The 23,744-nt window shown below is 33.9% G+C and carries 22 protein-coding genes; 14 read left to right on the top strand and 8 right to left on the bottom strand.

What is annotated here, in order from left to right:
* Position 1: 1 nt before the first annotated feature.
* The 5 genes from QYS48_RS12585 to QYS48_RS12565 are packed head-to-tail and all read left to right on the top strand — an operon-like array spanning position 2 to position 4,460.
* A complete protein-coding gene (locus QYS48_RS12585; RefSeq protein WP_308356210.1) occupies positions 2 to 550 on the top strand; it encodes an acyltransferase in 549 nt (182 codons plus the stop codon).
* Positions 547 to 1,236, top strand: coding sequence for a hypothetical protein (locus QYS48_RS12580; protein ID WP_308356209.1), 690 nt, complete (start codon positions 547 to 549; stop codon positions 1,234 to 1,236). The genes QYS48_RS12585 and QYS48_RS12580 overlap by 4 nt, the downstream gene beginning before the upstream one ends.
* Entirely contained in the window at positions 1,226 to 2,248 is a 1,023-nt protein-coding gene (locus tag QYS48_RS12575) for an N-acetylneuraminate synthase family protein (protein WP_308356208.1), read from the top strand. Before QYS48_RS12580 ends, QYS48_RS12575 begins: the two co-directional genes overlap by 11 nt.
* Positions 2,241 to 3,074, top strand: coding sequence for a class I SAM-dependent methyltransferase (locus QYS48_RS12570; RefSeq protein ID WP_308356206.1), 834 nt, complete (start codon positions 2,241 to 2,243; stop codon positions 3,072 to 3,074). Before QYS48_RS12575 ends, QYS48_RS12570 begins: the two co-directional genes overlap by 8 nt.
* Before the next feature lie 9 nt (positions 3,075 to 3,083).
* Positions 3,084 to 4,460 (top strand): glycosyltransferase, encoded by a 1,377-nt coding sequence (locus tag QYS48_RS12565; RefSeq protein ID WP_308356205.1) that lies wholly within the window; start codon positions 3,084 to 3,086, stop codon positions 4,458 to 4,460.
* On the opposite strand, the gene QYS48_RS12560 is transcribed toward QYS48_RS12565, so the two are convergent.
* Entirely contained in the window at positions 4,455 to 5,810 is a 1,356-nt protein-coding gene (locus QYS48_RS12560; RefSeq protein WP_308356203.1) for an alanine/glycine:cation symporter family protein, read from the bottom strand. The two genes, QYS48_RS12565 and QYS48_RS12560, sit on opposite strands and share 6 nt — an antisense overlap.
* Positions 5,811 to 6,057: 247 nt before the next feature.
* On the opposite strand from QYS48_RS12560, the gene QYS48_RS12555 reads away from it, so the two are divergent.
* The 5 genes from QYS48_RS12555 (at position 6,058) to QYS48_RS12535 (ending at position 12,767) form a co-directional block, all read left to right on the top strand.
* Positions 6,058 to 8,319, top strand: coding sequence for a TonB-dependent receptor (locus QYS48_RS12555; protein ID WP_308356202.1), 2,262 nt, complete (start codon positions 6,058 to 6,060; stop codon positions 8,317 to 8,319).
* A 12-nt stretch (positions 8,320 to 8,331) separates the two neighbouring features.
* Positions 8,332 to 9,708: an HmuY family protein gene (locus tag QYS48_RS12550; protein WP_308356201.1), complete on the top strand. Its 1,377-nt coding sequence runs from the start codon at positions 8,332 to 8,334 to the stop codon at positions 9,706 to 9,708.
* A 2-nt stretch (positions 9,709 to 9,710) separates the two neighbouring features.
* Positions 9,711 to 10,151 (top strand): DoxX family membrane protein, encoded by a 441-nt coding sequence (locus QYS48_RS12545; protein WP_308356200.1) that lies wholly within the window; start codon positions 9,711 to 9,713, stop codon positions 10,149 to 10,151.
* Entirely contained in the window at positions 10,148 to 11,083 is a 936-nt protein-coding gene (locus tag QYS48_RS12540) for a DUF6607 family protein (protein WP_308356199.1), read from the top strand. Before QYS48_RS12545 ends, QYS48_RS12540 begins: the two co-directional genes overlap by 4 nt.
* A 979-nt stretch (positions 11,084 to 12,062) precedes the next feature.
* A complete protein-coding gene (locus QYS48_RS12535) occupies positions 12,063 to 12,767 on the top strand; it encodes a hypothetical protein (RefSeq protein WP_308356198.1) in 705 nt (234 codons plus the stop codon).
* A gap of 111 nt (positions 12,768 to 12,878) precedes the next feature.
* Here QYS48_RS12535 and QYS48_RS12530 read toward each other — a convergent pair whose 3' ends face one another.
* A complete protein-coding gene (locus QYS48_RS12530) occupies positions 12,879 to 14,126 on the bottom strand; it encodes a sterol desaturase family protein (protein WP_308356197.1) in 1,248 nt (415 codons plus the stop codon).
* A gap of 147 nt (positions 14,127 to 14,273) precedes the next feature.
* Entirely contained in the window at positions 14,274 to 15,086 is an 813-nt protein-coding gene (locus QYS48_RS12525; protein WP_308356196.1) for a LytTR family DNA-binding domain-containing protein, read from the bottom strand.
* Between the two features lie 403 nt (positions 15,087 to 15,489).
* On the opposite strand from QYS48_RS12525, the gene QYS48_RS12520 reads away from it, so the two are divergent.
* The 4 genes from QYS48_RS12520 (at position 15,490) to QYS48_RS12505 (ending at position 20,088) form a co-directional block, all read left to right on the top strand.
* The gene (locus tag QYS48_RS12520; protein ID WP_308356195.1) at positions 15,490 to 16,302 is read left to right on the top strand and encodes a DUF3108 domain-containing protein; all 813 of its coding nucleotides are present in this window, start codon (positions 15,490 to 15,492) and stop codon (positions 16,300 to 16,302) included.
* A gap of 14 nt (positions 16,303 to 16,316) precedes the next feature.
* Positions 16,317 to 18,002 carry a 2-succinyl-5-enolpyruvyl-6-hydroxy-3-cyclohexene-1-carboxylic-acid synthase gene (gene menD / locus QYS48_RS12515; protein ID WP_308356194.1) on the top strand — a complete coding sequence of 562 codons (1,686 nt, stop codon included), beginning with the start codon at positions 16,317 to 16,319 and terminating at the stop codon, positions 18,000 to 18,002.
* Positions 17,999 to 18,844 (top strand): 1,4-dihydroxy-2-naphthoyl-CoA synthase, encoded by an 846-nt coding sequence (locus tag QYS48_RS12510; protein ID WP_308356193.1) that lies wholly within the window; start codon positions 17,999 to 18,001, stop codon positions 18,842 to 18,844. The genes menD and QYS48_RS12510 overlap by 4 nt, the downstream gene beginning before the upstream one ends.
* 116 nt (positions 18,845 to 18,960) lie before the next feature.
* Entirely contained in the window at positions 18,961 to 20,088 is a 1,128-nt protein-coding gene (locus tag QYS48_RS12505; RefSeq protein WP_308356192.1) for a nitric oxide synthase oxygenase, read from the top strand.
* Here QYS48_RS12505 and QYS48_RS12500 read toward each other — a convergent pair.
* From QYS48_RS12500 to QYS48_RS12480, 5 genes are all read right to left on the bottom strand, one after another.
* Positions 20,074 to 20,793 carry a DoxX family protein gene (locus tag QYS48_RS12500; RefSeq protein WP_302101446.1) on the bottom strand — a complete coding sequence of 240 codons (720 nt, stop codon included), beginning with the start codon at positions 20,791 to 20,793 and terminating at the stop codon, positions 20,074 to 20,076. The genes QYS48_RS12505 and QYS48_RS12500 overlap by 15 nt on opposite strands.
* An 11-nt stretch (positions 20,794 to 20,804) precedes the next feature.
* Positions 20,805 to 22,142: a cell envelope integrity protein CreD gene (gene creD / locus QYS48_RS12495; RefSeq protein ID WP_308356191.1), complete on the bottom strand. Its 1,338-nt coding sequence runs from the start codon at positions 22,140 to 22,142 to the stop codon at positions 20,805 to 20,807.
* Positions 22,143 to 22,195: 53 nt separating this feature from the next.
* Positions 22,196 to 22,486, bottom strand: coding sequence for a transcriptional regulator (locus QYS48_RS12490; RefSeq protein WP_302101448.1), 291 nt, complete (start codon positions 22,484 to 22,486; stop codon positions 22,196 to 22,198).
* Positions 22,483 to 23,100: a hypothetical protein gene (locus tag QYS48_RS12485; RefSeq protein WP_308356190.1), complete on the bottom strand. Its 618-nt coding sequence runs from the start codon at positions 23,098 to 23,100 to the stop codon at positions 22,483 to 22,485. The genes QYS48_RS12490 and QYS48_RS12485 overlap by 4 nt, the downstream gene beginning before the upstream one ends.
* A 68-nt stretch (positions 23,101 to 23,168) precedes the next feature.
* Positions 23,169 to 23,732, bottom strand: a complete 564-nt coding sequence (locus QYS48_RS12480; protein ID WP_308356189.1) for a hypothetical protein — start codon at positions 23,730 to 23,732, stop codon at positions 23,169 to 23,171.
* Between the last annotated feature and the right edge of the window lie 12 nt (positions 23,733 to 23,744).

Below are 23,744 nucleotides of genomic sequence, written 5' to 3'. Positions count from 1 at the left end.
AATGGCTAATCAACTTAGAAAACATCTGAAATTCAGCTGGAAAAATCGATGGAGGATTTTTGTAGAAAGAAAGCGTTTAAAGCATCTTGGTAAGGATGTTTTTATCGACAAAAATGTAGAATTACAGCGATTTCCAAAGAATATTTCGGTCGATAATAATGCAGTGCTTAAAGAAGGCTGTAGGATATGTGCGTGCAATGAAACAGCTACTGTTTCAATAGGTGAAAACACCACTGTTGGATTCCACACTTTTATTTTCGCCTCTAAGAAAATCAGCATAGGTGATAATTGCCTGATTGCCCCTTTTGTTTACGTAGTCGATAGTGACCATTCTTCAAAAAAGGGAACACTAATTAATCAGCAGGGAAATGTAACGGCTGAAGTCTCCATTGGAAATGATGTTTGGATCGGTACAGGGGCAAAAATTTTAAAAGGAACTATCATTGAGGACGGAGCCATAATTGCTGCAGGAGCGATTGTTTCGGGACATGTGAAGAGCAATGAAATTTACGGTGGTATACCAGCCAAGAAAATAAGTGAGAGAAAATGAAGGTTGGTATTATTGTAGTTTGTCGTTATAATTCATCACGTCTGCCGGGAAAAATCCTCAAATCAATAGAAGGAAAGCCTCTGTTAGCCTATATTCTTGAAAGACTGGAACAATCAAAGTACAGCGAAAATATAGTGGTAGCCACTTCTGATCAAGCCACCGATGAACCTATAGTAGAATACTGTAAGAACCATCAAATCCCTTACTTCAGAGGGGATTTGATTAATGTAAGCCAGAGGTTTGCAAATTGTATGAAACACTTCAATTTTGACTATGGTGTTAGAATTAACGGTGACAACATTTTCACCGACCATAAACTGGTTGACCAGGCTATAAAAATAGCCTTATCTGAGCAATATGATTTTGTTTCAAATGTGAAAGGCCGAACATTTCCTACTGGCATGAGTGTAGAAGTGGTTTCTTCTGAGTTCTACCAAAAGCAGATAGTCAATTTTAATGAAGATCGTTATTTAGAGCATGTTACTCTTTTTTTCTATGATCATGAGGAAGAGGGTCAGATGTATTTTTTCACTAATGAAGAAATGGAAGAAGCAAAAGGCTTAAAAATGGCGGTCGATACACAAAATGATTTTAACTTTGTAAGATCTATTATTAGCAAAATGGATCAAGCCCATTTTACTTATGATTGGAAAGCAATCACAAAAATATATTTGAATGCAAAATAACTGGACTGGTAAACACGGACCTTTATTAATAGCAGAAATCGGAGGAAACCATGAGGGTGACTTCGAGTATGCAAAAAAATTGACTCAGCTCGCTATTGATTCCGGAGCCGATTATGTGAAATTTCAGATTTACACAGGCGATGGATTGGTAAGCAAATTAGAAAGCCCTGATAGAAATAAGCACTTCAAAAAGTTCGAGCTCAGTAAAGAGCAACATATTGAACTAGCGAAAATGTGTTTAGATCAGAGCGTAGGTTATACTGCTTCAGTTTGGAATTTCGATGCTCTTGACTGGATAAATCCCTATATGGATTTTTTCAAAGTGGGATCAGGTGACCTAACAGCCTACCCTATGCTGGCAGAATTGGCGAAGTTTAAAAAACCAATTTTAATTTCTACAGGCTTAGCAAGTGAGAAAGAGGTGATTGATTGTGTGGAATTTATTCGATCACAAAATGAATTTTATAAAGATAAAGACAGCATAGCAGTTCTGCAGTGCACTTCCATGTATCCTATTAAGGCTTCAGATGCTAATCTGAATGTAATGGATAGATTCAGGGAATTGCTCGATTGCAGAGTAGGGTATTCTGATCATACTGAGGGAAGTTATGCTATGGAAATAGCAGTTGCTATGGGAGCAGAAATACTGGAATTTCATTTTACTGATGATAGGACTGATAAGACCTTCCGTGATCATAAAGTATCATTAACTAAAGATGAGGTTAAAGAGCTGATTCAAAAAGTGCAGTTGATAAAAGAATTACAGGGCTCTTCCGAAAAGAAAGCGCTACCCATAGAGATAGATAATGGCCATGATAAATCTTTTAGAAGAGCTATTTACCCTTCGCGAGATATTGAAAAGGGTCAGGTGTTAAGCGCAGAAAACCTAACAGTATTGCGACCAGCACATGGTATTGATCCTCGTGACTGGGACAAGGTGATAGGCAAAAAAGCCCGGACATCATTACAAAAAAATCAGAAACTCTCTTTTAATGATCTAAGCAATGAATAAGGAAGATGCATGTAATCTGTGTGGCAGCACAAACAATTTCAAAATTATTTCTGAAGTCACAGAAAAGCCTAAGCTTGAAACGGATTATGGAATAGCTGCTCAGCAATATTCCAGAAAAATCTGCCATTGCTTAAACTGTGGAGTTTATTTTAATTCTTATGCTCCTGAATTACTACCTGAGAATTTCTATACAGGCTTCTACAATAACTCCATAGATTCAGGAAAATTAATTGAAAGATTCAATAGAATCACCTCTTTGCCAATTGAACAATCGGACAATAAACAACGTGTAAGTAGAATTATTAATTTTCTATCTAACAATACAAGTTTTGATTTTGAGGAAGTAGAAACATTGGATGTTGGGACTGGTACTGGGGTTTTTGTTCACGAATTAAAAAAATATATTAATAAGGTAAACTGCGTTGATCCTGACCCTCATTCTATAAGGTTAGTGAAACAGCAAGTGCAGGTCGAAAATGCCTGGATTGGTTCAGTTAATGATATTCCTGACGAAAGTAAATTTGATTTTATCAGTTTTAATAAAGTATTGGAGCACGTTGAAAATCCTATACAATTACTAAAAACATCTGTTTCTTATCTCAAGATGGGCGGTATCATTTATATTGAACTTCCCTACTCAGACTTAATTATTTCAGAGGGAAAAGAAAAAGAAAGGGCTGAATTTTTTGTAGAACATCTGGCCATCTATAATGAACCTTCAATTAACTTCTTGATCAACAAAGCCGGATTAAAAAACCTGGAAATAGAGGTGATCATGGAAGCTAGCGGGAAAAACACCATCTTTGCATTTTGTGAAGTCAGTTAAATTCAATTTATGGTTTTAAATCCACTAATAACGGTATATATAACTAATCACAATTATGATGCTTATTTAAAGCAATCAATAGAAAGTGTATTACATCAAAGCTTTCAAAATTTTGAATTGTTGATTATAGATGATGGCTCAACAGATAATAGCAAAGATATTATTGAACAATATAGGGCCCATGAGAAAATATCTGTGATTTATCAGCAGAACAAAGGTCTGAATATTACCAATAATATCGCAATGAGGGCTGCTAAAGGTAAATATTTGATGCGACTTGATGCAGATGACTTTTTAGAAAAAGAAGCTCTCGCAGAGATGAGTGATGTTTTAGAGAGCGATGATGAATTAGGATTAATATTTCCTGACTACTATTATGTAGATGCAGAAGGCAACAGAACCGGGATCGAAAAAAGACATAATTTTGAAAAAGAAGTCTCTTTGTATGACCAGCCTGCTCACGGGGCCTGCACCATGATAAGACTTGAATTCCTAAGAAATTTAGGTGGGTATAACGAAAGCTTTACTTGTCAAGACGGTTATGATTTATGGATAAAATTCATCACTCATCACAAAGTAAGTAATATTAATATCCCTTTATTTTCTTATAGAAGGCATGGCCAGAATTTAACAACTAATGAAGACAAAATCCTAAAAACGCGAAAGCAAATTAAGTCTGCATTCGTTGATGAGCATTTTAAATCCCCAGCTACCCTTGCCATCATCCCCGTAAGAAACACTTTTATAGGAAATATAAATCTTCCACTCTTTGAAATAAATGGAAAAAGTCTCATCGAACAGAAAGTAGAATCTGCCCTTGAAAGTAAAAAACTAAAAAGAGTAATAATTTCCAGTGCTGATGAGGAAATTCTTGGGTACATCACCAACAAATTCCGCGACAAGAATAAAGTAGGTATTATTCAAAGACCTAAAGCTTTTGCAGAGAAAAACCAAAGTTTGAACGATACGATCAAGCAGGCTTTACAATTTGAACTGGAAAATGATCGAGCCTACGAAGCGATAATGACTTTGGCTATTGAGTATCCGTTTTTAAATGCTGAAACCATAGATGAAGCTGTGGATACATTAACTTTATTTAAATCCGATGCCGTTTTAAGTGTAAGGCCAGATAATCGTTTATATTATCAGCATAATGGGAAGTCTCTCAATCCAATTCTTAATCAGGAAAAATTTACTAAGTTGGAGAGGGAAGCTCTTTATAAAGGAGTAGGTGGCATTGTACTGTCAACCATGGATAATTTTCACAAACATGGAAATATGTCAGAAGGCAGAATCAGTCATGTAGTTGTTGACCAAAAATCTGCCTTCGGTATCTTTAGTAGTTTTGATTTTGAAATCTATCAAAACCTGAGAAAAAGCTTATAAATCCTCCCTAGCAAAATAAACTTTTGCAGCTTTCATCACTTTTGGAGCTAAAATAAAAGCTGAGATCATAGTTGGAAAAGCCATTAGCGCATACATGCCATCAATTAAGCCTATTACTGCTCCTAATGAAGCAACAGAACCCCAGACTACCATACCAATATAAAAGTACTGGTACCATCGAATATGTTTGGCTCCGAATAGATAAGCAAAACATTTACCTCCATAGTAGGAATAGCTAAATAAAGAGGTAATGGCGAACACAAATAGCGCTAATACTAGCAAATATCTTCCTCCCCAGAGCGAATCATCAAAGGCCTTTATTGTTAAGGTAACACCGCTAATTCCTTCTGTATGGTCTTGCCAAATTCCAGTGATGAGAATGGCTAATGCGGTCATCGTACATACAACAATAGTATCTATTGCAGGCCCCATCATTGCTACTAAACCTTCTCTAACAGGTTCATTTGTTTTGGCTGCACCATGTGCCATAGGCGCTGTACCTATTCCTGCTTCATTAGAGAAAGCAGCTCTTCTTGCTCCTGCAACCACTATAGCGCCTACTGCACCACCTAAAACTGAATTTGCGGTAAATGCATCAACGAAAATAAGCTTGATGTATTGAGGCACTAATTCATAATTCAACACTAAAATTGCCACTACAGCAATTACATACACTGCAACCATAGCGGGGACCATGCTACCCGCTACATTACCAATTCTTTTTATACCTCCTAGAATTACTAATGCAACGATTATCGCCAATACAATACCGATAGCTAATTTAATTCCAAAAGTTAATTCAATCCCTAATGGTAAAAGTAAACCCTCTCCTATTGCAGCTGTAAGTTGATTGGATTGAAAGCTTGGAATGGTACCAAACATTCCAGCTATACAAAATAGAACTGCTAAAGGCTGCCATTTTTTACCTAATCCTTCTCTAATTACGTACATGGGTCCACCTTGTAAGTGTCCTAAAGAATCTTTACCTCTATACATTACAGCCAAAGTGCAGGTGAAAAATTTAGTAGCCATTCCTACAAAAGCACTCACCCACATCCAGAAAATCGCTCCTGGCCCTCCCATGGTAATGGCTACTGCTACACCACTAATATTCCCCATTCCCACTGTAGCTGCTAGTGCTGTTGATAGGGCCTGATAATGGTTAATATCGCCTTCTCCCTTCTCTCCATCATACTTCCCTCTTAAAATTTGGACAGCATGTTTAAAATAGCGAAATGGGATAAACCTTGAATAAAGCAGGAAAAATAAACCACCTCCCATTAATAGTAATAAGAGTGGTGTTCCCCACATTACGTTGCCAAAACCAACTAATATCTCTTTTAATGTCATTTACCTTAAAATCTATGATTTGCTAAAGTAGTAAAGAAATGAAGAATAGAAATGAAGATTCTTATTTTATATTTCTTTCAATATTCAATCTAAACATACTTTTTGGCCCATTCTGATATTAAAGCAAAGACCTTTAATTGCTATTATCAATCAAATTTATAAAACACATAAATTATTTTTATTTGGATTGATTATAAATAGTGGATATGTTTGTGCTATTATTTTTAATCAATCTAAATAGACTTAAATGAAAGCAATTAGTACTACCCTATTTTCTATCCTATTTGCAATCAATTTGCAGGCTCAGCTTAGAATTGAAATTACTGACCCAAATAATAAGGGAATAGAGGAAGTATTAGTTGCTGTTACGGAAATAAACTCTTCTAAACAATATCTAAAATGGACTGATAAAAATGGGATCATCAAAACATCTATTAGCAGCCCAGTCATTTTAAGCATTTCGCATTTGGATTATAAAACATTGATCGATACCATTTCTATTACTGGAAATTATCAATATCGACTTTCACCAAAAAATCAAAATCTCAAAGAGGTGGTAGTGACGGGTCAATACGAACCAGAATCTGCAAAAAATGCAGTCTATAAAGTGAGAAGTATTGGTAAAGAACGCTTTGAACAACAAGCTGCAAATGATATACAGACAGTACTTTCTCAGGAACTGAATATCCGTTTTAGTAGAGATAATGCAACAGGAAATGCCAATTTTCAAATGCAGGGTTTAAGCGGCCAGTATGTAAAGGTTTTGGTTGATGGGATTCCCCTCACTGGAAAAAGTGGGACCAATAATGCTATTGATCTCAATCAAATTGATATTAATAATATTGAAAGAATAGAACTAGTGGAAGGTCCCATGGCCGTAAATTATGGTGCGGACGCTCTTGCAGGTGTCATCAATATCATTACTAAAAAGACTAATCAAGATAAGCTAGCGCTTGGAATCACATTACATGAAGAATCCGTTGGAGACAATTATTCCTTTTTTTCAGAAGGTATACATTCTCCTTCATTGTCAGTAAACGGGAAAATTAGTGAACATATCAGCGCTATGGCGAGTACAAGGAGATACTCGTTTGGAGGATGGGTAGGAAATGGAAGTGAAAGAGACCGAGAGTGGTATCCCAAAAACCAGTGGCTTCATAATGCCAAGCTGAATTATACTTCCGAAAAATTCGATATCACCTATTCTACCCAGAAGATGCAGGAGGAAATCTTAAATCTTGGCCCTGTCAATAACAATAATCCATTAAGAGATCCATTTTCAATAGATGAAAGTTATAATGCCAATCGATGGATGCATCAAATTCAAGCTAATTTTGACCTGGGAAAATGGAATCTTCAATCGGCTAATTCATTTACGGATTATGAAAGACTAAGCAAAGAGTTCCGAACCAACGCCATTACACAGGAAGAAAGTCTTACTTCCGAAAATCAACAGGATACCATTTTTTACAAAGACTGGTTTAGTCGAAATACTGTTCAAGGCAATATTCTACAGGTTGGAAACTGGAAAGTGAGTGGACAATTCGGTGCTGAAATTCAATATGAGCAAGCAGGTGGCACCACACTTTCTGATGGAAGTAAAGACTTATGGAATACTGCCTTCTTTGCTTCTACAGAAATCGAAATAGGCGAGTCTCTAAAAATAAGGCCGGGAGTAAGATATACTTTAAATAGCCTCTTTGAAACGCTACCGACTCCTGCTCTAAACTTGAAATATAATATAAGTGATAACCTTCAACTGAGAGTTGGCTACGGTAGAGGATTTAGAGCTCCATCAATTCGTGAACTATATCACGAATTTATTGATGCCAATCATAACATATTGGGGAATGCGAATCTACAGCCTGAAACTTCGCACAATTTCAATGCTGATTTCAACTTTACGATAAGTGGAAAGCAGGAATTTAATATCAGTGCTTTCTACAACGATATTAATAATATGATTACATATTTTATTCCACAACAGGCTACGGCTGCAACAACTTATAGGAATTTAGAAAATTTCAGAACCAACGGAATTAATGCGAGATGGAATTACACATACAGTAACTTCACTTCTAATTTAGGAGTAGCCTATATTGGTCGATACCAAAGACTATCTGACGAATATCAGGTGAACGAAATGCTTTACTCTCCTGAAGCAAATGCCAATCTTACTTATAATTGGCAAAATCCTGGAATTAATTTTGGACTGTTCTACAAATTCACTGGAGCAAATCAAGCTTATCGAGAAACTATAAATGAAGAAAATAATACCATTGTGGAGCTCCAACAAATGGATGCTTTTCACTGGCTAGACTTCACCCTGTCAAAAGCATTTAAGCATGGGATTCAAATTTCTAGCGGGATAAAAAATCTGACCAATATCACAAGTATCCAAAATAACTTTACTGGCGGTGGGGCGCACAGTGGCAATAATACTGGACAAACAGCCATGGCCTACGGAAGAAGCTATTTCCTAAGAATTAATTATCAGTTTAATCAATAAAAATAAATAAAGATGAATAAAATAAGTACCATTTCTTTAATGCTCTTAAGCTTCATAATTGCGATTTCCGGGTGTAAGGAAGAGGAGCAAATTGCCCCTATTAACCTCAATTTTAACAGTAGCAGTCTCAATATAAATGAGGAGAATCAAGAGGCCCAAATTTCATTAGTGTTTTCCAGAGCCACCACTGAAGCCGGAAGTATTTCACTGAGTATTGAAAGCCCCAACTTAGTTTATGGAGCAGATAATGATTTCTATACTGAACCGGCAGCAGAAGGTAATCAAATGATTCTTAACTATGAATCAGGACAGAGCGAATTAACTTTTACTGTTAAAGCGGGTAGTGGCCTTAACATTAACAATGATGAAAATATAGAATTTTTGATTAATTCAACTGAAGCTTTTCAAATTGGACAGAATGCTTCTATAGAAGTAGCATTTTCAGAGAATTTTATAGCACAATCAGGCACAATAAAAATGAATGCAGGTGGTCCTGATTTTACACAACAAGCCTTTGTTGATTTAAGCAAACTTCAATCTAACTCGCTAGATAAATCAATTTGGGACCTAGGTTTTTACAATGGATCAGGACATCATGTTAGGCTTAATTCCACCGCTCAGCTGATGGCTCGCCCTCTTGATAAAACAGATTTAGCTGCCGTTACTGCGGAAGATACGGTAGGTTTTGCCAATGAAATGCAAATTGGATTTACCGCAACACCGCCAGCAGCAGCTTGGATTGATGAACCAAATGGGGATCTTTCACAAACCGCTATAGCACCCATAGCATCAAATGAAGAGGAAAACAAAGTATACATCATCAAAAGAACAGGGGAAAATGAAGCTTGGAAGAAAGTAAAAATCACTCAAGATGGAGATGGTTATACTATCGCTTATGCAAATATAGGTGATACAAATTTCGAAACGGCTCAAATCAGCAAATCTGATAGCCACAACTTTGTCCATTTTGATTTGGATAATGGAATCGTGGACTATGCTCCTGAGAAAGAAAATTGGGATTTAATGTATGGAACCTACACTGAGAAATTCCCTTTCATGGGATCTAGTATTCCCTACAGTTTTAATGATTTTATCATCATAAACCGCCATAATACTTCAGCAGCTTTGGTAATGCTAGAAGGAAATACTACTTATGAAGGCTTCAATCTTCAGCAAGCAGAAAATTTAGAGTTTAAGAGCGAAATCAATTCCATTGGTTCTTCGTGGCGACAAGGAGGCGGGCCAGGAAGCTCTCCTGCTGTATTTGATGATCGGTTCTTCGTGATTCAAGATAGCCAGGGAAATTATTACAAAATCAGATTTATTAGTCTGACTGATGAAAACAATGAAAGAGGCTTGACCACTTTTGAATATAAAATTTTGAAATAAAGATGGGAAAGTTCATCAGCATATTCTTCATTATTGTGCAGTTAGGTTTAGGTAGTTTATTTGTGTATGCAGGTGTTCGGAAATTTATTCCGAGCCCTGACCGCAAATCATCTAATACCGAAATTGTAAAAGGCAGCACAAAGGATCAAATGATTCAATTCATCACAGGATTGAAAGCCAACACCTACTTCTGGCCATTTTTAGGAGTAGTTGAAATCATAGCTGGTTTGCTATTGGTGAGTCAATTTTTTGCAGTAGGGGGCGCTATTCTGCTAACTCCTATTACTTTAAATATATTCTTATTTCACATTTTCCTGAAACCCGATGATGTAACGGGAGGAATTATGTCAGGACTTTACCTCTTAGGGTCCATCCTAATCATTTTAAGAAAACATAAAACAATTACAAATTTAATTTACACTAAAAAACCCTTTCAATTATGAAAAGAATAAGTCTATTACTCATGCTTGTTGTATTCGTGATGAGTGCTCAAGCGCAGAAAAAGAAAAAAGCAGATGACGTAAAAGCCATCATGGATATGTGTGGCTGTTATGAAGTAGAGTTCAATTTTGCAGAGACCTTCTCCCCGATCAAAGATTACGAACAGCATGAGAACTATCGCTCTGCTGGCCTTGAATATGTATTTCCTGTGAAAAAATCTAAGGATAAAATTGTATTACAGCATTTATTAATAGTAGGTGATACAATGATCATCAAGCACTGGCGTCAGGATTGGCTGTATGAAAACACTGATCTTTACACATTCCAGAAAGACAACACATGGAAATACAATGGATTAGATAAAAAAGAAGTTGAGGGTCAATGGACTCAGAAAGTGTATCAGGTAGATGATGGACCACGATATGAAGGAACTGCTTCATGGGTTCATGTTGATGGAAAAAGCTATTGGGAATCTGTGGCTGATGCACCACTTCCAAGAAGGGAATTCTCTAAAAGAGATGATTACAACGTAATGGTAAGAGAAAATAGACATGAAATCACTGAATACGGTTGGCTACATGAGCAAGACAACCAAAAAGTGGTTAGAGGTGAAAATGACGAACTTATCGCCTGGGAAAAAGGATGGAACACCTACACTAAAACGGAAGATGGAAAATGCCAAGTTGCAGCAGATTGGTGGGAAGAGCATGAAATATACTGGGCCGATGTTAGAGCCGTTTGGGATGAATTATTTGCTTCAAAAGAAACGGTGAAAATCAAGAAGCGAGTAGACGATAAAGTATTATTCATGCAGCTATTTGCTTTGCAAGATGAACTACTAGCAAATGATTACGATAGCCAAAAAGCGCAAACTGAAATCAAAGTAGTAATTCAGAAATACTTAGATAGTGATCAAAGGCTATCAATGAAGTAATTCATTTTTAAAGTTAAACTCAATTAAATAAATCGATTGACTAAAGTCCTCGGGGGTCGGTTTTTTTTAAACCTTTCACCGGCCCTTTTGAGGCACAAAGCCATCAATCGGTTCATAAATATATATCGAATCTTAGGGTCTTCAATACTCCCTTCTATAGCTAGTATAAAAGGCTGATTGTCAAGTGTCGGTAAAGTTTTCAAAGATTAAAAACACCGAAAATACTTTTATACATCGCTTTCCAAGCATCAATTCAAAAGTCGTATACAGATTGTCATAACTCACCATCATTCAATTACTCAAGATTAAATTAATTCGCTTCTGAACCTAGCTAAAAATTCCATTGCTTCTTATACATCTATACTTTATTAAGCCAATGATTAGCTTCAAAAGGGATCTCAGTAATAGTACTTTATCTTAACTGATAACCATCAACAAGAGTAAAACGCGTAAAAGTTTAAAATCGTGATAATCCCATTTCAAATATAACTCCTCTCCTTCCGAACCTATAAAACCTAAAGACTGTAAAAATTCAAACTGAAAAGTTGTTGGAATAAGTTGCAATGGATTTAATGAATATTTTGAGTGATTTCAACAGCTAAAGCCGAAAATCATTTAAATATAGCACTTAAATAAAAAGTGCATTTGTAGTTACTTTATAATGCCTGCCAGATCTATATATACTTATTTATAATAATTGAGCTAACACAGTTACCGTAAGTAAAAACGGTGAAGAAGGTTCTTCACAATCATGGTCAGGGAAAGATTATTCATTTTTAGTACTATTTTGAATATCGTAACAATTCATTTCTTGAGTAATAATACAGAGAGCTGTTAATAGATTAAAAACAGAAGAGCTAAAGACCAAAATATTTTCAATGTAAAGGATGATTAATCATCTCTAAAATAAAGGTAAATCATCAATTATAAAATCAGTTTATACTTTATACTGTAATAAAGGTTTTTATACTTTTGTTACATGAATCAAATGAATATAGAGCAGAGCTCACTAATTTCTCAATTGCAACAATATCTTGAAAATGTTGAAGTAAGAACAGATTTTGAACTACAAGAAATTTCTGTTAATAAACTTTATGAGCATCATGGAGAAGAATTTGAAGAATTAGCTGATGATCTTGATTTTAGTTTAAAGGATCTTTTAAATAAAGATTTAAAGTTCAAATTTGAATTACTAAATCTGCAGCCTAGCAATATGAATCTATTTTTAGATCCTGAATATCATTTCAACCGCTACAGATTGAAAACCTTAAGGAACATAATTTATGATAAGATCCCATTTATGGATATTCAAAAATGGCGAAGCTATTGCAGGTCAAAAGAAAAAGAAGCATATAAAGGAGGCTTAGTAAAAGGAATTTGGGATCATAAGCTTGCAAAGGATATTTTTGGCAACTCTGAGGAGCCAGGTTACTTTGGCGATAATGGGAGTTCTGGTTGGAAACTCATTGCAATCGCAAACTACTGCCTGGATTTATATAGTAAAGATCAAAACTTACAATTTATAAGGCTTTGCCCATATGATAGTTTTATGAGCAATGGTCAAATTGAACTGCTGGGAAATTCTCTTAAACTGAGAAAAAATGAGAAAGCTATTCAAAAAATGTTAAGTCGGAAAATAGGTTTCCCGCTACCAAATGAAAATGATAAAAAAGAAGATGAATAAAATCAGAAAAGCGAATAAGAATAGTTGATTATTAATAATATAATCTAATTCATTCTTTCTGCTTTTCTGATTATTGTTCTATGAAATATGGAGTGAATTCATCAGCTTTAATTATATCGCCTCCTGATGCAGCTTTTGATTCTTATGATTAAAATGATACCCTGCATAGCTTATACTTAAACCACTAACGATTAAAATAAAGAAGGTAGACCAACTGGTAAAGGACATGATTTCAGCCTGATGAAGAACAAAAATTAAAGAAAAGGCCATAAATAAAATTCTAACCACTTCCATTCCTAATGCCCATCTTTTAGATTCTAGAATACCGCTCCAACTGATAATCATCATGAATAAACCTGATGAGAGGATGAATCTTTCCCAAAATCTAAGCGGTAGATTCATATTGATAGTAAAAGACATAAAAGCAAGCCCTATAATAAGCTGTACGATTAAATAATTTTTACTATTCTCAAGAGAAGAACTTTTATACTTTACTTGCTCAGATTTGTTGTATCCTATTACAGATGGTAATGGCTCGTCTACTAAATCCGCAGGTCTCCAACCAGTAGGCATAAACCAAATCCTTAATTTATCCTTAAAACTTTTTGTGTTTTTGGCATCATCCCATAACTGCTTCCAAAACTGAAAATTTAAATTAATAGGATGCCATGTTCTGGGAGGGTGAGTAACTCCATAGCATACTTCTTCTTCCTCAGGTTCAAAAGAACCAAATAGTTTATCCCAAATAATAAGGAATTCGGAGAAGTTCTTATCAATATATTGTGGATTTACACCGTGATGCACACGGTGATGAGATGGAGTTACAAAAAATTTCTCAAACCATCCCATTTTTTTAATAAGTGAAGTATGATGCCAATAAGCTAATAATAGATGAACAGCAGCCATTGCATAAACTATTTCAGGCGAAAACCCTATTACTACTAATACCCAATCAAAAAACAAAAACTGAAAAAGTCTTTGAGTAAAACTAGCCCTTATCCCTACAGATAAATTCATTTCCTCAGAAGAATGGTGAGCCATATGCGCTGCCCAGAAAATATTAATAGAGTGACCCAAACGATGAAACCAATAGAATATAAAATCTTGCAGCAATAATAAAAGTACCATAGTATACCAAGTAACTTCTATCCGGAATGGTGTTAACTCGAATAAAAAGCCGTACCACTTATAGACAAAGAAAGCGACTGCCAGATTAATACATTGATTCCCAATTCCAGTTCCCAAATTGGTAATTGTATCCTGAAAGGGGTAATTTTTCTTCTGAAAACGTAAGGTGATTATAATTTCAATTAAAAAGAGTAAAACCACTATCGGTGTGATATAGGTGTAAACGTTCATAACATAAAATTTAAATGAGAGTTGCTTTAAATACTTCTTAAAAGTTATTAAAAGCTACTTTTCCAAATAAATCAAAGTGGTTAAACACTATTTCATTATGGTCAAAAATGGAGATTTGGGACGAAATTGTATTTTTGTAGGGGCGAATTATTCCTTCTTTAAGCCAGAAATTGCTGTATAATACTTTCCTGATAGAGGTATCTCTGAATTATAATACTTAAGAACCAAACTAGCTTTTTGTCTATGACCTTTCAACTGTTGAATATACCAGGGAGCAATAAGATAGGACCGATGACAATAGTGTAAGTGCTTTACTTGCTTTTTCATACTTGATAAAGTACTTCTCATAAGTATTTCCTCAACATCACTTTTTTCGTTTAAAAAAACTATTCTAACGTAATTATCTTCAGCTTTTATAAAAATTAATTGAGTGAGTTTTATTTTTAATGTGTCATTTTGATTTTTGCCTATTAATAAAACTTCGGGGTTTTTAATTTCTTCATGGGATATTATTTCACCCTTAGTATACCTAACATATGCGAGTAAGGGTAGCAATAGCAAAGCTATAGGAAGTATAAATTGATATGAAAAAGTAAATAAATAGTCCCAAGAGATAGCAATTTGCTTAGTTACTATAATATCATAGGAGTAAACCAAAATTGATGATAACAAAAAAAGACTGAGAAAGTACAGTAGTTCAAAAATAAAAATCCAATATTTTTTCAGTTTGAACACTATTAACCTCTCTGCTGTCAACAGTAATAAATCTGCTATAAAAATGCACATTCCATAACCCGCTAACATTAAATTTTTAAATGGTAAATATTTTTCGCCCGTATCAAATGGTTTTAAAAATAATAGAATAAAAATAACTAAAATGGTTAATACTAGACTGATAGCTAAACGCAGTCTTAATTTGTAAATCCAAGGATATCTTTTTGTTAGTGAAAAATCAGACATTGTGATAATAAACGAATTGGATTATGCATCATTTAAAGAATAAAACTAATCAATTAAATCTTAGCAATCCACCGTTTGAATTAAACGAAAATAAAGTATTTCATTGCAGGAAGTGTTTCTTATTTAATAAAGCAAACTTATTTTCATTGAAATAAATGACCTTAAAGAAAAAAAAGAATTAGATGTTCTATTTCTTTTCAATACAATAGGGTGCATACAGATTGTTGAAAAATTGATACTAATATAGACTTTTATAGAAACCTATTTAATTTGTAAAACCAATAGAAGCCTTTGCAAAGCAAATGCATCCTTAAATTAGATATGAAGTTTCAATGAAAACCTCAAAAAACAAAATAAATTAAAATCACCTTAACAAAAGTGGTTAAAATCGTTTATTCATTTTATGAAGAAGTATCTACTTGTCCTCACAGTCTTTTTAGTACCAAATCTTATTCAAGCACAGTGCTTGGAGCAAAATCAAGCCTATAAAGCAGGCGAAGAAATCTGGTATGATGTAAAATATAATTGGGGAATTATTTGGGTAGATGCAGGTGAGGTGATGTTTGCAGTAGAAGACGCAAAGTGGGAAGGTTATGATGCTCATTGGTTTAAAGGCTATGGTAGAAGCATGCCAAAATGGGATTGGGTATATAAGGTAAGGGATACCTTTGATGCTATTGGTACCCTTGAACAATTAAAACCTCTTTATTTTCATAGAAACACTAGTGAAGGGAGCTATAAAGTCAATAATAAATATTGGTTCGAAAAAGAAAAAAACGTCATTAAGACAGAAGTTTACAATTCTGATGCGGAAGAAACCACAACAAAAACGGTCAGCTATGATGACTGTATTTGGGACGTACTTTCAGCAATCTATTATGCAAGAAATTTAGACTTTACAAACTATAATACCGATCAAAAAATACCCTTCAATCTCATAGTAGATGGAAAAGTTCATAACCTGTTTGTTCGATATCTAGGAAAAGAGCAATTGGAAATGCCAGATGAAAAAGTCTATAATACTATAAAGTTTAGCGCTCTTTTGGTTGATGGGACTATTTTTGATGGAGGAGAAGACATGACAGTATGGGTGACTGATGACCAAAACAAAATACCACTTAAAGTTCAAGCAAAAATTCAGGTAGGTTGGGTAAAAGCCTTTCTTAAAAAGACAAAAGGGTTGAAATATGGTGATATTACTCCTCTCAATCCCTAAATTGCAGTCTGATTATGGAACAGCAAATTATTAATAATATAGCAGAAATTTGTCATCAACATGGTATAGAAAAAGCCATTATATCCCCTGGTAGTCGAAACGCTCCACTTACCTTGGCTTTTGCACGTCACCCTAAAATTCAATGTTATTCCATAAGTGATGAAAGATCAGCCGCCTTTATTGGAATGGGTATGGCTCAAGCAGATCGTAAAACTGTAGCTCTGATTTGCACTTCTGGATCAGCTGCTCTAAATTATGCTCCAGCTATAGCTGAAGCCTATTTTCAAGAAATACCACTTTTAATTATTACAGCAGACCGACCACCTGAATGGATTGATCAATGGGATGGACAAACTATTCGACAAGAAAACATTTATGGTAAACATGTAAAAAAAAGCTTTAATCTTCCAGTCGATTTAACCCACAAAGATGCACAGCATCAAACTTACAGATTTGTAAATGAAGCTATTATAGAAAGCAGTTCAAATGTGCATGGGCCTGTTCATATCAATATTCCATTTCGTGAGCCCTTTTATCCTGAAAAGGATGCGCCATGGAAATATGATAATGAAGTACCTCTGATTAAAAAGTTTAGCGGTACAAAATCATTATTAACTTCAGAGATTAAATCCATTCAAGATGAGTTAAAGCAATATTCAAAAATAGCCATTGTTTTAGGTCAGGAGCAATATGAAAACGAATTTTTAATTGAATTAGATCATATTACCCAAAAGCTCAATATACCCATCTATGCAGATATCATCTCCAATGGACACCGCTTAAAAAATGCTATTCATTTTACTGATACCATCGGCTTGAGAATCCTTAAAGAAGGAAATCATGATTTAATTCCAGAATTAGTGATTAGTTTTGGAAAAAGTATAATATCCAAAAACCTAAAGTTATTTCTAAGAAAGAATGTCAACACGCAATGGCATATAAAAGAACATAATGCTTTCATAGCTGATCCTTTTCAAGCCATAACAAAACAAATTGAAATCAATCCACAATATTTTTTAGCTGTATTGAATAAAGAATCTTCTCAGCAGTTTTTAAAAGATTGGAAAGATCAAAATGATCAGGTATCGACTATAACTAATAAATTTTTAGCAACTCAAAAATTCAATGAATTTTCCATTCTAGCAGATTTAATAGATAAAATCCCTGATAAAAGTAATTTGCACTTAGCCAATAGTTTAAGCGTACGTTATGCCAATTTTATTGGCCTTAAAAACAGAACTGCAATTAAAGTTTGGGCAAATCGTGGAACAAGTGGTATAGATGGTTCTACAAGCAGTGCTGTAGGACATGCTATTTCAAAAGAAAAAGAAGCTCATTATTTAATCACAGGAGATGTGGCTTTCTTTTATGATAGAAATGCATTTTGGCACAAATACCCTTATCCAAATCTTAAAATCATTCTGTTAAACAATCATGGGGGTTCAATTTTCAGAATGATTAAAGGGCCTAAAGAACAGCAAGAATTGGAAGAATTCTTTGAGACAGAACAAAGGCTAGAAGCCAAAAATCTATGCAATGAATTTGGTATTGCACATTTTACAGCTGAAGATGAAGAAAGTTTTAATACTATTAAAGATAGATTTATAAGCTATCCTCAGTCTGCTTTATTGGAAATTAAATCCGACAGCAAAATCAACCAAAAAATATTTGAAGACTTTAAAAATCAATTTAAATCATGAGTAAAATAAACTGGACGACTGTAAAAGAATACAATGACATCACCTATAAAAAGGCAAATCATGTGGCAAGAATTGCTTTTAATAGACCTGAAGTAAGAAACGCTTTCCGCCCTAAAACTACTGCGGAGCTTTTTGACGCCTTATTGCATGCAAGAGAAGATGATGACATAGGTGTAGTACTGCTTTCTGCTGAAGGACCATCTCCTAAAGATGGAAAATATGCCTTTTGCAGTGGTGGTGACCAAAAAGCCAGAGGAGAGCAAGGCTATGTGGGTGATGATGGAGTAGCGCGCTTAAACATATTAGAAGTGCAGCGCTTAATACGCTTCATGCCTAAAGTTGTAATTGCAGTAGTACCCGGTTGGGCAGTTGGCGGTGGTCATAGTTTACATGTAGTATGTGATATGACTTTAGCCAGTAAAGAGCATGCTATCTTTAAGCAAACAGATGCTGATGTAACCAGTTTTGATGGTGGTTATGGCTCTGCTTATTTGGCTAAAATGGTAGGTCAAAAAAGAGCAAGAGAAATCTTTTTTCTAGGAAGAAATTATTCTGCACAAGAAGCCTATGAAATGGGTATGGTAAATGCTGTTATACCTCATGATGAATTAGAAGATACTGCTTATGAATGGGCTCAAGAAGTATTAGGAAAATCACCACTTTCAATCCGAATGCTGAAATTTGCCTTTAATGCTACCGATGACGGTATGGTGGGGCAACAAGTTTTTGCTGGCGAAGCAACTCGCTTAGCTTATATGACTGAAGAAGCTAAAGAAGGTAGAAATGCATTTTTAGAAAAGAGAAAACCTAATTTTGAAAAATTTAAAAGAGTAAGTAACTAATACTAACTCATATTTTCCTGAAGAGCTTTCTTGTATTAAGCACAGGAAAGCTTTTTTTATAAACAAAATCCGCTTCAATTATTTATTCGTAATAATTATTAGTCAGAACAATTCTAATGGAGACAGATTACAATAAAGCATCTCAGTATATCCATCAATATTATGAAGAAAATAAGCTTGAAGGTGTTGATAAAAGACTTCAAGAAATTCAAAATGAACTATCTTTAAAGTCATCTTACACTTTAACCAAATCAGAATTAGAATACGGCTGTAAGCTAGCCTGGCGAAATAGTAATAGATGCATTGGAAGGCTTTTTTGGAATAGCTTGAAGGTGAAGGATAAAAGGAAAATCAATACTGCTGAAGAAGTTTTCCAATCCTTAAAAGAACATATAAAATTTGCTTTTAATAAAGGCAAAATAAAATCCGTAATTTCTGTATTTAATCCTGAGAATGTCAAGATTTACAATCAGCAACTGATAAGATATGCGGGTTATAAACTGGAGAATGAAAGCATAAAGGGAGATCCTGATATGCTCGAATTTACTGAATACTGTGTTGAATTAGGATGGAAACCTTTATTTGGAGATTTTGATGTATTACCGATCGTGATTCAAATACGAAATGAAAAGCCTCAACTATTTCAGTTACCTGATGACTTAATACCTGAAGTGAAATTGGAACACCCAACTCACTCCTGGTTTAAAGATTTAAATTTGAAATGGTATGCTGTTCCCATTATCTCCAATATGGTTCTAGAAATTGGAGGTATTCAATATCAAGCTGCACCATTTAGTGGGTGGTATATGTCAACAGAAATTGCATCAAGAAACTTAGCTGATAGTTTTAGGTATAATAAACTACCTTTAATAGCCAAATTTTTAAATTTAGACATTTCTAAAAATAAAAGTTTATGGAAAGATCATGCTTTATTAGTTTTAAATGAAGCAGTACTTTATTCATTTGAAAAAGCTGGTGTTCAAATTGTTGACCATCATTCTGCATCAGAGCAATTTATGCAGTTTGTCAGTCTGGAAAATAAAAATGGAAGAGAAGTTACTGCAGATTGGAGTTGGCTAGTTCCTCCGATGTCAGGAGCTGCATTGGATGTTTTTCATAACGAATGGAGTAATAAAGTTACAAGTCCTAATTTTTATTATTGTTCACCCTACTGGAAAGAGGAAAATAAAAAGGACATCTCTACTGTGAAATGTCCTTTTCATATTGATTCAATAAGTATTTAAAGTTTCATAATTATCTATGCATTCATTTAATGAGTTGCCTTTAACATGGATACACTCACAAAATTCAAATCCTTTCTTCTCATTATCAGTATTCTCGAACTGTTTTTTACAATCCTTTAGGGAATTTCTTGGCATTAATTCAAAGCCTTTCAAGAAAACAATAATAGTAATTGCTACAGAAAGAAATACGATTGAAAAAAATATATAGGGAAAGCTGTTATTATATTTTAGCGGTTTTAATTTCTCAGGATATTTTACAAAGTTTTTAAAAGGTAAAATGAATCTTAATTTATCATAATGCCATGCTAAAATGTATAAGTTAGCTAAAACCATAAGTGGTGAAGTAATAAAAGAGCCTTCAAATCTAACAGCAATACTTAAAACCATAATATTTAAAATAATAGGAAGATAAATGAGTGCTCCTAATAAAACAGTTCTTGGTATTAGAAGTAAAATAGCTGCAATAACTTGAGCATAGCCAATGAAAGTGTAATAAAACCCGGTCTGATGTAAAGCCTCCAAATAGGCTCCCATGGGATGAATTACGGAAAGACCGCTTGCAAACCTCTCTCCTACTATTTTTACAATACCTGCTACTATAAAGGCATATGATAGAGCCAGTCTACAGAATATTGAAAATAACCAATACCACCTATTGCTTTTCACTTCTAAGTAGAATTGGTCTATTTTTGATAAATTATTCATAATATCATTATCTATTCTTCTTTTGAAGACTGAATATTATACCAGTCAATTTTTCTTGTAAAATACATAGTTAAAGCTAAAATTAAAGCCAATCCTATACTTCCAATTAATAAAGAATAATCCGCAAGTTGTAAAGTAACATATACAAATCCGTAGATAGCAATTAGCGTTATTACCAAAATAGTAACCATTTTAGGAGCTTTGATGATATAAAGTGCATAAAAAGAGATCATTCCGACTATACTGAATGTAGATATAATATATGCTAAATCGAAATTTGAATGTTCTGAAATGGATACGAGAAGAATGTAAAACAAACTAAGTGCAAGGCCTACCAAAATATATTGAAATGGGTGAATCTTTTTCTTATTAATAACCTCTACTAAAAAGAAAACTAGAAAAGTTAATGCAATCGTCATTACCGCATATTTGGCAGAACGTTCTGATTTCTTATAATCATCCACTTCATTTAAAAGGTTAACACCAAATGAAGAGGCTTCCATTTTGCTCAACATATTTCTGTTGGACCAACTTTGAGGATAATTTCTATTTAACTCTAATACATTCCATTTTGCATTAAAGCCATTTTCATTCAGCTCTCTTTCTTTTGGTAAGAAATTACCCGTAAAGCTTGGGGAACTCCATTCTGATTTTAAAGATACTTCAGTAGTTGAACCTAATGGAATAAAGGTTAAATCTTGACTTCCTTGCAAATCAACGGAAAAATTAAAATTGATGGTATTAGATGTATCTAGATTTTGAGGATACATGGTAATTCCAGAATTAATCAATTCAGGAATTTTACTGCCAGATTCTACTTTAAGAATTTTGTCTCCCCATTTAAATTTAATGTTATTTCCAATCCCCCTTAAATCAGAAAACCCAATAGTTAAAAAGGCTTTATTATATTGAATTTCTTTAAGATGATTTTCATCAATATTTAAATCAAAGCCAAAAGAACCCTTGACATCAATTTTGGAATCATAAACTACTACTTCATATATTCCACGTCTTAACTTCTGAGGATTTAAAACACCTTTAATATTTAAATCTTTAGGTAAAACATAATGATAAACTGTAGTTTCAACTAATTTATCATCTTCCTTAAATTCATATAAAAGTGGAATTACCAATACAGGACCATTTACCTGCTGACTATTCGCCCATTTAGCACTGACTTCATTTATGGCTTCTGTTTGTAAAGCCTGTCTTTCACGAATTACATCTTGAATCATTGCGGTTGGAATTAATAAAAGCAACATTAAAATTGTAATCGTTAGAAGTTTTAACATAACTGAATTTTTCAACCAGTTTGTCATTTTGTCGAATAATGTGTTTTCATTTTGCATAGTTTATATTTTTAAGAGTACTTTGTATTTCAAAGTAATAGGTTAAAAAAATATTATTTTAGTAAATTTTCAATTGCATTAATGTGAGCCTTAAAAGCACTTTTTCCTTGTTCAGTAGCTTTGTAGCTTGTACTTGGCTTTCTTTCTATAAATTCCTTTTCATATAGTATATAATTTTTCTTTTCTAAATTTTTCAAATGACTCGCTAAGTTCCCATCCGTAACCCCCAACAACTCCTTTAATGAGTTAAAATCAACTTTATCATTTACCATTAAAGCCGACATAATACCAAGTCGCACTTTATTTTCGAATGCTTTATCAAGTTTATCTAATATCTTTTTCACGATCCGTACTTCAAGCGCATTCTAATTCCATACACAATATGTAAAACTCCAAAGCCAAGAGCCCACAGAAGCAGTCCATATCCTATAAAATACAAACCAATTAGGCCTAGTAATATCTGAGCAATACCTAAGCTTCTTATATCATCTAAAGTATATTTACCCGCATTTACTAAGGCTAATCCATAAAAGATCAAAGTAAGTGGCGCTATGATTCCTATGAAGCCATTTGTCATTAAAATAATGCATACAATGCCGCCAGTAAATAAAGGAATAGCTAAATTAATTAAGAGTAATTTAGAGTGTTTATTCCATAATTTCTGATTCTTCTTTTTACTGGTTTTATGAGTTAAAAATATAACAGAAGTGACAGCTAATACTATCGTTATAAAGGCAAGAGTTAAAATATTTTGAATTGTATAATTTGAGTAGCTGATCATTTTATAGCTATAAAAGCTGCTTTCTACATATATTAGCTCATAAGCTATATAAGCAGAAATTAAAGCTATCACACCTGCGACAACACCAGATATTCCACTTAAAGAAACAAATCGACCAGATCGATCCATCATTTCTTTAATCTCTTTTATGTCCTGAATATATTTTTCCTGATCCATTATTTTACTTTGTATTTCAAAGTACATTGAATTAATTAATAATAACAAGAAAATATTAAATTAATTTTTCAATTTTTTGAATCAGAAAAACCATTTAGCCACTGATTTCTGTTTTCTCTTCGTTCCTCTCTCCTTTCTTGTCTGAGCTTACGTCTATTTCTCTTTTTTCTAGCTTTCTGCCTTTTCTGTTTTGTTTCTTTACTTAATACATAATGGATTGAAACTGCGGCTGAAAAATCAAACCAGTCTGTATGGTTAATATGATAAGAAGGTTTTACATCTGTAGAAATTGTAATAGGTAGTGTAGGTAATTTTAATTCCAATCCTCCTATTAAATCATAGCCATAGTAGGGGCCCAATTCTTTTTCATTTCCATAATGTATACCTAATCCAATGAATAAATTAAGGCCTTTTCCCAAAACTGGAATATGGTATTTTGGTAAGATGGAGAACTGGTAAGAGTTTGCTTTAAACTCAGTAATCGCCTCTGCACTAATCTTATTGTAGACTTTCTGCTTTAAGCTTATTCCATATTGACCCTCTCCTATTCTGCCCCCTAAAGCGGATCCATATTTCTGTCCTAATAGGTTCGTGCTAATTAAAAGTAAGATGAGAGTTAGATAAAATTTCATGCTCATCAAACG

Origin of the sequence: Marivirga arenosa, assembly GCF_030503895.2 — a bacterium.
Classification (GTDB): domain Bacteria; phylum Bacteroidota; class Bacteroidia; order Cytophagales; family Cyclobacteriaceae; genus Marivirga; species Marivirga arenosa.
Note: the sequence above shows the minus strand (reverse complement) of the source record. Positions and strands in the feature narration are given on the sequence as shown.